The sequence below is a fragment of the Natronococcus sp. JC468 genome (genome assembly GCF_012163165.1).
Lineage (GTDB): Archaea > Halobacteriota > Halobacteria > Halobacteriales > Natrialbaceae > Natronococcus > Natronococcus jeotgali.
On sequence record NZ_JAAVUO010000069.1, the window covers coordinates 1 to 11,760 of the forward strand.

At 65.8% G+C, this 11,760-nt stretch carries 10 protein-coding genes and 1 pseudogene; 6 read left to right on the top strand and 5 right to left on the bottom strand.

All coding sequences use genetic code 11. From position 1 onward, the window contains the following. The 3 genes and pseudogenes from GWG54_RS21070 to GWG54_RS19770 all read left to right on the top strand — a co-directional run. Positions 1 to 144 (top strand): annotated as a pseudogene (locus tag GWG54_RS21070) (EamA family transporter); the annotation flags it as partial. 195 nt (positions 145 to 339) lie between these two features. Beyond that, positions 340 to 828 carry a type II toxin-antitoxin system death-on-curing family toxin gene (locus GWG54_RS19765; RefSeq protein WP_167939362.1) on the top strand — a complete coding sequence of 163 codons (489 nt, stop codon included), beginning with the start codon at positions 340 to 342 and terminating at the stop codon, positions 826 to 828. A 25-nt stretch (positions 829 to 853) separates the two neighbouring features. Further along, on the top strand, positions 854 to 994 hold the full coding sequence (locus GWG54_RS19770; protein WP_167939363.1) for a hypothetical protein: 141 nt from the start codon (positions 854 to 856) through the stop codon (positions 992 to 994). Positions 995 to 1,015: 21 nt separating this feature from the next. On the opposite strand, the gene GWG54_RS19775 is transcribed toward GWG54_RS19770, so the two are convergent. Beyond that, positions 1,016 to 2,194, bottom strand: coding sequence for a redox-regulated ATPase YchF (locus GWG54_RS19775; RefSeq protein ID WP_167939364.1), 1,179 nt, complete (start codon positions 2,192 to 2,194; stop codon positions 1,016 to 1,018). Positions 2,195 to 2,335: 141 nt separating this feature from the next. Between GWG54_RS19775 and GWG54_RS19780 the strand changes: the two genes are divergently transcribed. After that, a complete protein-coding gene (locus tag GWG54_RS19780; RefSeq protein WP_167939365.1) occupies positions 2,336 to 2,746 on the top strand; it encodes a DUF2267 domain-containing protein in 411 nt (136 codons plus the stop codon). Between the two features lie 24 nt (positions 2,747 to 2,770). On the opposite strand, the gene GWG54_RS19785 is transcribed toward GWG54_RS19780, so the two are convergent. Beyond that, the gene (locus tag GWG54_RS19785) at positions 2,771 to 3,502 is read right to left on the bottom strand and encodes a GNAT family N-acetyltransferase (protein WP_167939366.1); all 732 of its coding nucleotides are present in this window, start codon (positions 3,500 to 3,502) and stop codon (positions 2,771 to 2,773) included. 150 nt (positions 3,503 to 3,652) lie between these two features. Here GWG54_RS19785 and GWG54_RS19790 point away from each other — a divergent pair, with 150 nt between their 5' ends. Further along, positions 3,653 to 4,102 carry a hypothetical protein gene (locus tag GWG54_RS19790; RefSeq protein ID WP_167939367.1) on the top strand — a complete coding sequence of 150 codons (450 nt, stop codon included), beginning with the start codon at positions 3,653 to 3,655 and terminating at the stop codon, positions 4,100 to 4,102. 388 nt (positions 4,103 to 4,490) lie between these two features. On the opposite strand, the gene GWG54_RS19795 is transcribed toward GWG54_RS19790, so the two are convergent. The 3 genes from GWG54_RS19795 to GWG54_RS19805 all read right to left on the bottom strand — a co-directional run bounded on the left by GWG54_RS19795 (position 4,491) and on the right by GWG54_RS19805 (position 10,203). Then, positions 4,491 to 6,755, bottom strand: coding sequence for a catalase (locus GWG54_RS19795; protein ID WP_167939368.1), 2,265 nt, complete (start codon positions 6,753 to 6,755; stop codon positions 4,491 to 4,493). Positions 6,756 to 6,939: 184 nt separating this feature from the next. Continuing rightward, positions 6,940 to 7,719: an enoyl-CoA hydratase/isomerase family protein gene (locus tag GWG54_RS19800; protein WP_167939369.1), complete on the bottom strand. Its 780-nt coding sequence runs from the start codon at positions 7,717 to 7,719 to the stop codon at positions 6,940 to 6,942. A gap of 45 nt (positions 7,720 to 7,764) precedes the next feature. Continuing rightward, positions 7,765 to 10,203 (bottom strand): ATP-binding protein, encoded by a 2,439-nt coding sequence (locus tag GWG54_RS19805; RefSeq protein ID WP_167939370.1) that lies wholly within the window; start codon positions 10,201 to 10,203, stop codon positions 7,765 to 7,767. Positions 10,204 to 10,349: 146 nt separating this feature from the next. Between GWG54_RS19805 and GWG54_RS19810 the strand changes: the two genes are divergently transcribed. Beyond that, a complete protein-coding gene (locus GWG54_RS19810; RefSeq protein WP_008419780.1) occupies positions 10,350 to 10,553 on the top strand; it encodes a hypothetical protein in 204 nt (67 codons plus the stop codon). The last annotated feature ends 1,207 nt before the right edge of the window (positions 10,554 to 11,760 follow it).

An 11,760-nucleotide genomic window follows, 5' to 3' on the forward strand; every position in this document is an offset into this window, starting at 1 on the left:
ACGACGGTCGTCTCTACGCTCGGTGCGATGTACTTCGTCGTCGCGGCTCTCATCGGGATGGTCGTCCTCGGGGACGAAGTGACGATCACGAGACTCGCCGGGATCGCGTTCGCAGTTATCGGGGTCGTCCTGGTTACCCAGTGACCGGGACGCAAATCGAGACATCCACGACGCGCTCGAAAACGAGTAACGCGCTTCGACGCTACGTTTGTCAGTTCGTGCTCACGATCTTGATCAGTACTTCGAGTACACACAACGTACACAACGGATAAATACCGCCAGGCTCCGTGAGCTGCAATAGCAAGGATTATTTCGGGTGCAGTTTGATTGAACGAACGAATGGCCGACTCGTTCTGGTATCCGTCAGCGGGAGACGTTCTCGCCATCCACGACGACATCGTCTCAGAGTACTCTGACACGCATGCTGGCGTCCAGAATCGTGGAGATATCGAGTTTGCCTTGAACTACGTCGAGAGTGGGAGTTTCGGGACAGTTCCCGAAACGATTCACGAGAAAGCGTTCCACCTTCTCCGACTGTTGGTAGCGAACCACCCGTTCGTCGATGCAAACAAACGCACCGCACTCAACACGACGGTCGTATTCTATTTCCTCAACGGATATCGGTTCACGTACGACAACGAGATCAGGACGATCCTCAAGCAGATCGGCACCGATCAGACGACCGTCGAAGAAGCAGAAACCATCGAATACCTTCGTTCTCACACTGAAGAAATCGACCTCGTGGAAGAGATCGAACAGTGGCGTGACGATCTCATCCAGTACGGACTGGACGAACTGACCGGTGATTCGTCTAACCCGAACGATTAACCGCAGTCAGGGCGATACAACAACTATGGCGACCAAGGAACGTTCAGAGTCCGAGACCCCACTCGATGAAGTGATGGAGGATATCCGAGGTGAGCTCGTCCGGCGGGTAGCAGCAGCTGACCGGGACGCAAATCGAGACATCTACGACGCGCTCGAAAACGAGTAACACGCTTCGACGCTACGTTTGTCAGTTCGTGCTCACGATCTTGATCACGTCGCCCTCCTCGAGTTCGTACCCCTCACCCACCTCGCGGCTCGATTTCGCGTCGACGGCGTGGAGGTAGCCGTCGCCGATGTCGGAGTGGACGGCGTAGGCCAGATCGACCGGGGTCGACCCCTGCGGGAGTAAGAAGGCGTCGGGGAGGACGTTGCCGCTGCCGTCGGACCACTTCGCGGCGTCCTCGACGGGGTAGGCGGTGAGGTGCTCGAGCAGGTCGTAGACGGCGTAATCCAGCGCCCCCTGGACGCCGGTACCGTCGTACTCGTTCATCGTCTCCGCGAGTCCCTCGAGGGCCTCGCGCTGGGCGTCGCTGACGTCGGCGCCGATCTCGAGGGTCTCGTCGCCGGGGTCGTAGTCGACGAGGCCGTTGTCGGCGGCCCGGCGCAAGGCGAGTTCGCCCTCCGCCGTCGTCGGAATCACGGGTTTGTCGAGCTCGAGCAGTTTCTCGACGTTCTCCTCGGGGGCGACGTCGATCTTGTTCGCCGCGACGACGATCGGCTTGGTTCGCTCGCGGATCTCGCGGGCCAGCGCCTCGCGGTGGTCGTCGGTCCACTCGCGGGGATCGTCGGGATACTCGATCTCCCGCAGGGTTCGGGCGACGTCGGTCGGCGAGGCGCCGAACCCGGTGAGCATCTCCGCGAGCGCGTCGTCGACGTCGAAGTCGGGCGAGCGGGACTTGCGCTCGATCGACTCCCAGTTGCGCTCGACGATGCCCGCGAGCCAGAGGTCCATCTCCTCCTCGACGAAGTCGATGTCCTCGAGGGGGTCGTGCTCGCCGATGTCGACGGGTTCGCCCTTCTCGTTGGTGCCGCCGGAGGCGTCGATCACGTTGACGATCACGTCGGCGTTGGTGAGTTCGTCCAGAAACTGGTTGCCCAGTCCCTTCCCCTCGTGGGCGCCGGGAACGAGCCCGGCGACGTCGATCAGCTCGATCGGGACGTAGCGCTTGCCGTCCTCGCAGTTGTCTGCGTTACAGCGCTCGTCGCGCTCGAGGCAGGGACATTCCGTCCGAACGTAGCTCACCCCGCGGTTGGCGTCGATCGTCGTGAAGGGGTAGTTGGCGACGTCGACCTCCGCCATCGTCGCCGCGGTGTAGAACGTGGACTTGCCGGCGTTTGGCTTCCCGGCAAGCGCGATCGAGAGCATGCCTCTCCGTAGCACCGTCCGTTCAAACTGTCTTTCGATTCGGGACCCTCCGCCGGGTCCGACGGCCGACCGCGCGAGCGGTCCGCGCCGCCTTCAACTGAAGGCTTCAGGCTGATGCCGACGGCCGATCAACCCGCGGATATGCAGTACGACGACTTCATCGGCGAGGTCCAGCAACGAGCACAGCTCGACTCCCGAGAGGCCGCGCTGAGCGTCTCCCGGGCGACGCTGACGACCCTCTCCGAGCGCATCGATCCCGGGCAGGCCGAGAACCTGGGCGCGCAACTGCCCGACGAACTCGCCCGGTTCCTCGAGGAGGTCGTCGACGCCGAGCGGTTCGACCACGGGGAGTTCGTCGACCGCGTCGGCGACCGCGAGGAGATCGACGGCGCGGACGACGCCGACGCCGCCTTCCACGCCCGCGCCGTCGTCGACGTCCTCGACGAGGCGGTAACCGGGGACGCCCTCGAGGACGTCACGACGCAGCTGCCGACCGACGAGGGGTACGACGACCTCTTCGAGATCGCCGAAAGCGACAGCGGTCCGGCCTGATCGGGGTCGACCGACCCGTCGCGCTCAGAGCTCGACGGCCATCATCACTTCGTCGACGTAGCGGCCGTCGAGTTTGTAGTGATCCTCGCGGATCGCCTCGGTCTCCCAGTCGTGGCCCTCGAGGAACGCGATCGCCTCCTCGTTGCTCGAGGGGACGCTCTGGTAGACCTTCTCGTAGCCGTTCGTCGCCGCCCACTCGAGCCCGCGGGCCAGCAGGTGCGAGCCGATCCCGTGGCCGCGGTAGCCGTCGAGGACGCCGACGGTGAGCTCGGCGGTGTGGGAGAGCTTCTCGAGTTCCGGGGCGTGGAGGTGGACCCAGCCGACGACCTCGCGGTCGACGGTCGCGACGAAGAACATCCGAGATTCGAGCTCGTTGTGCCTGAGCAGCGCCTCCTGGTGGTCGATCTCGTCGGCGACGCTCTCGGCCTCGATGTAGGTCCGTTCCTCGGCGACCTGCCGGATCGCGCCGACGATCCCGGCCAGGTCCTCCTGCCTGGCGGGGCGGATGTGGAACTCGAGGTCTTCGGAACGGTACTCCTCCTCCGCGCCGGCGTCGATCGTCACCCGGAGAGTCCCGTCTTTCTCCTCGAGGCGACCGTCCCGCTTTAGGATCGCCACGTGGTGGCGGAACCCGCCCGATTCGATCCCGAGTTCGGACCGGACGTCCTCGGGATCGACGGCCCCGTGGCGCTCGACGTGTTCGTAGATCCGTTTCCGGTCGGCGTGGCCGAACTCGAGGGGTTCGCGGAGTGGCATGGTAACGTACACCACCCCAAAACACTTAACGTTTGTCTGACCTGCTACGCCCACGCCGAGAGATGGATTCGATCACCGAGACGCCACGGAAACCGACCGAAGCGACCGCCGCCTCGAGCGCTCGAGGGCCGTCGCGGCTGCGATAGGCGAATGATCGGGACGGAACTCCTCGTCGCCTGCGTCGTTCTCGCCGTCACACTCGCGTTCGGCCTGCTCGCCCACGAGTGGGCCCACGCGTTCGTCCTCCGGTTCGGCGCGGTCGAGTACACCATCTCGTACCTCCCGAACCGCGGGCGCGGTCTCCTCGGATCGCTCCGAAGCCGTCCATGGGCCGTCGTCAGACCCCACCCCACCGGAACGGATCCCCCGTGGATCCTCCGCGCCGCGGCGCTGGCGCCGCTGGTGCTCGCGGTTCCGGCGCTCGGCCTCGTCGCGACGGGCTATGCCACCGAGGGGCCGCCCGTCGTCACCGCGGCGACGGTCGGCTGGCTCGCGTGTGCGATCCCCAGTCCCCGGGACTTCTCCGTCGCCTTTCACGCCCACCGAGCGCTTCGCGATTCGCTCGAGGAGTACGATTCTTGTAGCTTTCGGACCGACTGATCGTTCGGGAGGAACAGCGAGCGACGACGGGCCGCGGTCGGGACGGAGCCGCGGTCCGGTCGCGCGACAACGCGATCACACAGCCACGAGTGATCGCCGACGGCGAGTTGAGCATGAGTCATCCACCGGCACTCACTGCCGAGCGCGCTGTCGGTCGGCGTCGACGCCGACGTTCGTTCGTTTTCCTGTCAAGTATTAAAGCTACTTGTTGGCGCGATATCCGTACCGATCACCGTCTGTAGTGGACGGGTATCCACTATCAGTCGAAATACCTTCTGCTCCGGATCCTTTCGGATGCGCATCGAGTATCGCCACTCGTCGGTGGGGAAGGGGCGGCCGTCAGTGTCGACTCCGGGTCAGAAACGCGCCGTCGGCCCGGACGGGATCGTCAGGCCGAGACGTCCGTCGAATCGCGCTCCCAGTGGCGGTGCTCGGCGACTGCGTCGACGAACTCCTCGAGGAACCCGTCCAGTTCACCGTCGTCGCGGCAGGTGACGACTCCCGTCGACTCGGTCGGTCCCTCGCCGTCGCCGGCGACATCGACGTCGGGGAGGTCGGCGCTCTCGAGCAGCTCGGTTCCCTCGCCGAGCGCGCCGATCGGCTTCTTGTGCTTGAACGCCTCCTCGAGGAAGTGTCTGACGTCCCCTTGTTTCTCGAGGGCGTCGACGCTGTCGCCGCCGCCCGGAACGAGGACGGCATCGAACAGCACCGACTCGGCCGTCGACAGGCTCTCGTCGGCCTCGACGGTCTCGCCGTCCGCGCCCTCCCGCTCGCCGAACGCCTGCGCGACGATCTTCACGCGGGCGTTTTCCTCCTCGAGCGCCGAGACCGTCTTCGAGACGTGGTCGTCCTCGAAGCCGTCGTCGAGAAGGACGGCGATCTTTCGGGTTTCGATCGTCTCCGGCGTTCGGTTTTCCATGCTGAGCGACGGATCCTCCCGGTCGTGGGTCGGCATCTCGTCGCCCGGCTCCTCGGGCGGTTCGACGCCGATCCCCTCCGCGACGCGCTTCGCGAACTCGTGATCGACGTTGTTGAAGAGGTCGTAGACGGTCCGCTCGCGGATTTCCGTGCGTTCGACCTTCCCGAGTTCGAAGCGGGCCGCCTCGACGATGTGTTGTTTCTCGGGTTCGGTCATGCTGTTCCAGAACAGTCGCGCCTGGCTGAAGTGTTCCTGAAAGCTCTCGCTTCGGTTCCGGATCTTCCTCCCGTCGACCCGCTCGGCGCGGTGCTCGTAGCCGCCTTCGGCTTCGGTGGCCTCCTGCGGATCGTCGTCGCCGATCGAGTTCGGCTTGTAGGAGGCTTTCCCCTCGTTGATCTCCTGGCGCATGAAGCCGGCGCGCTGGTTGTTGTGTCGCTCGGCGATCGGTCGGTTGATCGGGATCTCGTCCCAGTTGGCGCTGCCGAAACGGTTGAGCTGCGTGTCCTGGTAGGAGAACAACCGGCCCTGCAGGAGCGGGTCGTTCGAGAAGTCGATGCCCGGCACGACGTTGCCGGGGTGGAACGCGACCTGTTCGACTTCCGTGAAGAAGTTGTCGGGCCGCTCGTTCAGGACCATCTTGCCGATCGGGCGGACCGGGACCTTGGTCTCGGGGATGATCTTCGTCGGGTCGAGCAGGTCGAAGTCGAACCGATCGGCCTCGTCCTCCTCGACGATCTGAACGCCGAGTTCCCACTCGGGCGCGTACCCCTCGTCGATAACGTCGTAGAGATCCTCGCGGTTGAAATCGGGGTTGTTGCCGGCGATCTTCTGGGTCTCGTCCCAGACGAGCTGGTTCGTACCGAGCTTGGGGGTCCAGTGGAACTTGACGAACCGTGACTCGCCTTCCTCGTTGACCAGCCGGAAGGTGTGGACGCCGAAGCCCTGCATCATCCGGAAGGCTCGAGGCAGCGCCCGTCCGGAGAGCAGCCACATGAGCATGTGCGTGGTCTCGGGTTTCAGCGAGGCGAAATCCCAGAACGTGTCGTGGGCGGAGGCTGCCTGCGGGATCGCGTCGTCGGGTTCGGGCTTGATCGCGTGAACCAGGTCGGGGAACTCCATCGCGTCCTGGATGAAGAAGGGTGGCATGTTGTTGCCGACCAGATCCCAGTTGCCGTCCTCGGTGTAGAACTTCGTCGCGAACCCGCGAACGTCCCGGACGGTGTCGGCCGATCCCCGGGAGCCGACGACCGTCGAAAAGCGGGTGAACACGGGCGTCTTCTGGTCGGGATCCTGCAGGAACGAGGCCTTCGTCAGTTCGGAGACCTCGTCGTACTCGCCGAGGTCGGGGTCCTCGTAGGGCTGGAAGTAGCCGTGGGCGCCGGTGCCGCGGGCGTGGACGACCCGTTCGGGGATCGACTCGTGGTCGAACTGAGTCATCTTCTCCCGGAAGTGGAAGTCCTCCATGATCGTCGGACCCCGCTCGCCCGCCTTCAGGGAGTTGTCCGTGTCGGTAACGCGCACCCCGTGGTCGGTCGTCAGGTACTCGCCCTCGGCGTTTTCCCGCACCTCCTCGAGCTGTTCGTGTTTGCTGTCCGAATCGATCTCACCGTCGGCATCGTCGCTCGTTCCCGCCGATCCGGGGTCGGTTCCCGAACCGTCGGTTCGAGGCGCTCGGTCGGCGTCGGAGTCGGTCGCCTTCGGTTCTCGCTCGTCGGGAGAGTCGTCTGCTGTCATGGTAGGAAACGGGACCGAAACGACGGACGTTCGCGTTCAGGTCGGTCGCCGTTTCCACCGTCAACGAACAGTCGTGTAAGCGTCACCCAGTCGTATGCTTGCACGGCTCCGGATCGGGGACGAAACTCACTGCACCGCCCTCGACGACGGAGCCGTCGCGCCACCTCGAGTGCGCGCCCGGCCGTTACTGGAACTCGGGCTCCCGGTCCTCGAGGAACGCCGCCATCCCCTCGCGCTGGTCGGGGGTGCCAAAGAGGCTGGCGAACGCCCGCTGCTCGTAGGCCAGCCCGCTCGAGCGCGATCCCTCGCCGAACTGGTTGAGCGACTGCTTGGCCGCCTGCATCGCGTCGGCGGGTTTCGCCGCGAGGCGGTCGGCCAGCTCCGTGACGACCGCCTCGAGTTCGTCGTCGGGAACGACCTCGCCGACGAGCCCGACCTCGGCCGCGCTCTCGGCGTCGAGGCGCTCGCCGAGGAAGATCAGGCGCCGCGCCGTCTCGTCGCCGATGAGCCGGGGCAGGCGCTGGGTCCCGCCCCAGCCCGGGATGATCCCGAGGTCGATCTCGGTGTTACCGATCAGTGCAGACTCGCTGGCGACCCGCAGATCGCAGGCCAGCGCCAGCTCGCAGCCCCCGCCGAAGGCGTAGCCGTTGATCGCCGCGATCGTCGGCGCCGGAAACGCCTCGAGGGCGTCGGCGACGGAGTGGCCGAGCTCGCCCCACGCCTGGGCCGCCGGGCTCGAGAGGTCCTGCATGTAGTCGATGTCCGCGCCCGCGATGAACGCGTCGTCGCCGGCACCGGTGAGGACGAGCGCCCGCGCGCCCTCGTCTTCGGCCTCGTCGACGGCGTCCCCGATCCCCTCGAGGGTTGCGACGTTTAAGGCGTTGAGCGCCTCGGGTCGGTCGACGGTCAGCGTCGCGACGGTCTTGTTCTCGTTCCAGCTGAGTCGAACGGTGTCTCGGCTCATAGCTTCGCGTTCGACGAACCACGATAAAAACCCGGCGACGGTCGGTTACGCTTCGGCGGCTGTCGCGTCGTTCGCCGGCGGCAGCGTGACGGTAAACGTCGCTCCCTCGCCGGGCGCGGAGTCGGCGCCGATCTCGCCGCCGTGGCGTTCGACGATCCGCCGACAGAGTGCGAGCCCGATTCCGGCCCCCGGCTCGTCGCGGCCGTGCAGACGCTGGAAGACGTCGAAGATCCGCTCGCTCTCCGCGGGGTCGATCCCGACGCCGTCGTCGCGAACGGCGATCCGCCAGTAGCCGTCGGCTCGTGAGCGGTCGGCCGAGACCTCGATCCGCGGCGGCTCCTCCCCGGAGTACTTGATCGCGTTCTCGAGCAGGTTCTGGAAGAGCTGGCGGAGCTGGCCGGCGTCCCCGCGCACGCACGGCAGCCGCGAGACGTCGATCTCGGCCCCGCTCTCCCGGATTCGGACGCGGACGTCGGACCGCACCGCCTCGAGGACTTCCTCGAGGTCGACGGGCTCGAACGCGTCCCCGCGGGTGTCGACTCGGGAGTACTCGAGCAGCCCCTCGATCATCTCGCGCATGCGATCGGCGCCGTCGACCGCGTACTCGAGGAACTCCTCGCCGTCGGCGTCGAGGTCGTCGCCGTAGCGGTCCTCGATCAGTCGGAGGTAGCTCGTGACCATCCGCAGGGGCTCCTGGAGGTCGTGGGAGGCCGCGTAGGCGAACTGCTCGAGCCGTTCGTTCGAGTCCTCCAGTTCGTCGACGAGTTCCTCGAGCTCGTCTCGGTAGTGGCGGCGCTCGAGCTCGTAGCTGAGCCACTGCGCCGCGAGCTCGACGAACCCCCGCTCGGCGGGCGTCAGCGGCTCCGATCGCGGGTTCCCGTCCGCGAAACAGACGGTTCGAGTGCCGTCGCCCGCCGGGATCTCGCAGCCGACGTAGGTGTCGAATCCCCACCGCTCGTAGGCGGGATCGTCGGCCCAGCCCTGGGCGGGCGCGTCCGTGACCACGAGCGGCTCCGCCGCCTCGACGGTCTGGCGGCAGTAGGTCTCGGACAGCGGGGCGGACGCCCCGGGACTGACCCCGCCGTCGGTCGTCGCGTGGACGACCTCGAAGCGATCCGCCTCCGGATCGACGTCGGCGACGAACCCGACCTCGAGCCCGAGCCGTTCGCGGCCCAGCTCGAGCAGCCGAGCCACCTTCTCCTCGAACGACCGCTCCGGGTCGGCGGTGATCTCGTAGAGCCGGCGCAGCGCCCAGTTGCTCTCCCGGAGTTCGCGCTCGACGGCCTTTCGCTCGGTGACGTCCCGCAGGTAGACCGAGAGCCCGGTTTCGAAGGGGTAGACGCTGACCTCGAGCCACGACTCGAGGGCGGGGACGTACTCCTCGACGGCGGTGGGCTCCTGGGTCGCCATTGCGGTCCGGAACTCCGACTCGACGGTCTCTCCGACGTCGGGAAACACCGTCCAGAACGAGCGACCCAGCACCTCCCGGTCCTCGAGGCCGATCAGCTCCGCGGCACGGTCGTTGACGTGGGTGAACGTCCAGTCCACGTCGAGGCCGACGACCGCGTCCGTGATCCGACTGTAGATCTCCTCGAGGTCGGACTCCAGCCGTCGGCGTTCGGCCACGTCCCGAACGACGCTCACCATCCCTCCGTCGGCCGTCGCCGAGAGGTTGTGCTCCTTGAGAAACCGCGTCCCGTCCCTCCGCAGTCCGACCGTCTTGCCCGACCAGGCGCCCGCGGTCGAGAGCTGGGGGAACACCTCCCGGTAGATCCGCGTGATCATCCCCGGCGGGTGGACCCGCTCCCAGTGCAGTCCCAGCATCTCCGCGGGCTCGTACTCGTACAGCGCGGCGTAGGCCTCGTTGACGTAGGCGAACACCCCGCCGGGCTCGAGGACGGCGATCCCCTCGCGGGCGGTCTCGACGGCGCGACGGAGGCTGTCCGTTTCCTCGGCGGACGAGACCACGTCGTCGGTCGGCTCCGGCGCGGGTTCGAGCGCGCTCTCGAGGACGTTGACGACCCGCTCGAGGAAGGCGACGTCGTCGTCGGTAAACCCGGGCTCGCTCGCGTGGGCCTCGAGGAGTCCCCACGGCTCGCCGTCGACGTCGATCCGGACGCCGACGCTGTGTTCGGCTCCGTCCGCGGGCGCCAGGGCGTCGCTCGAGGGGTCGAGAACGACGGGCTCGGTTCGGGCGAGGACGGCCCCGATCCAGCTACCGGCCGTCGCGGCGACCGTTCCCCCTTCGCCGCGGGCGGCGTGGCGGCCGACGTGACAGCGAACGGTCGCGTGCTCGCCCCCCGGGAGTCGTTCGAGGATCGCCAGCGACCGCGCGTCGATCGCGATCGCGACGTCGCTCGCCGCCGACTGCAGGAGGGATTCGACGTCCCCGTCAGCGAGGGCCTGCTGGGCGAGATCGGCGACGGTCTCGTACCGTCCGGCGGTGGCCGTCGATTCGCTCCCCCGACGAGTTGGTGGCGCCATCTCACGAGTAATTCCATCGAAGTAAACATAAACTCTCTGCAATTTTCCCCCATCTATAACGTTTGAAGTAATAGGAAACAAAGAATATAGTGAGGACGTGAGCGACGGGCGAAACGACCTTGTGATCCGGACGCAAACGGTGAATCATGCGAAGCGTCTACGAGTGTCAGGACTGCGGGGCACACTTCCGCGGAACCAACCGCGTCTGTTCGCTCTGCGGGTCCGGAATCGGCGACACGACCCGGGGGACGTGCACGGACTGCGGCGCCAGCCTCACCGAGTCGCCCGAGCAGCGCTGTTCGGTCTGTGGCTCGTCGAACGTCACTCGCGTCTCGGTCGACGCCGCGTAGCGCGATACGCCGCCGTCGCTCGAGACGGGCCTCGCGGACGCCGTTCCACCGACCGACTCCTTCCTTCGTCCGGCGCCGATACCGGACTCGCGTCCCGCGGACGGGTGACGGATTCCGTCCGCCTCGAGACGACGAGATCGGCGGGGATCGGCTTTGGGCCGTCCGATTCGCGCTGCTCGACCTCGAGTCCGTCCGCCACTCGACGGGGACCGTTCGAACGCGGCGCGGGTCGAGTTTCCGTGGATCCGACCGTCGCTTGGAACCTGTCTGTCGACGAGACAGACACTCGTCGAACGGTACCAGAACGAGCGAACGCCCGCCCGTTCGACCGGTAGCCTCCGCCTAACGGCGTCGCCGCGACAGTTCTCGCAGCGAAAGCGCCGCGCCGTCCGGTGCTCGAGGCCCGCGCCCGGTTCCGCGTTCGTCCGACCAACCGGCGCAGTCGGCCCGCCGGTCGGCTCGTTACCGCGAAATTCACCGATTCGAGGTCGCGCCGACGGCGCGGTCGTCGGCGTCGCTCGAGCGGTCGGTACCGAGGACGTTCGTAGACCGACGCTCGAGGAGACGGATAGTGTCGACAGTTAGCACGCGTCTGTGGCTGCCGCGGCGCGGGTTCCGGACGCCCGTCGACCGGGGGACTCCGTTACTGAAATACGATGTTTCTAGGAGTCACCTTCCGATTCGTATCGTTTCGCTACCGTTCTATAGACCCAAAATACGGGGACTGCGGCGGGGTTATCCGAACCGGTATTTCCTCGTTACTCATACAATCTCTACTGCGTGAATTTCTTTTTCCGTACAGTATATATAATAGAACGGACCAGTATCCTCCCCGTCATTTCTTTCGAATAGTGTCGTCCCAATTACAGTCTGTCCATACCTAATACCACGATTTTGCCTAACTTCGACCACTTCTCGGCCACGATTTATATGTTCTCGAAGCTCGTGGACTTCAGAACAGAGTGGATCGTATCGATCCACATCCGCTCGGACCATCCGTCTAATCGAGAACTCGAGGCCATTGTCCTGCTTCGCCTGTCCTATGAGCTTAAATCGTCCTTGTTCGATTCCTACCGCTCACGATATTATTCCTAGCAGACGCGGAGTCGGAGGGATTTGAACCACGGTCGCAGCAAGAGTGGTCTGCGAAAGCGTTGACCCCCTTGGAAGCGTATTGTTCTCGATGAACAAGAGTCAGCGTGGTTTG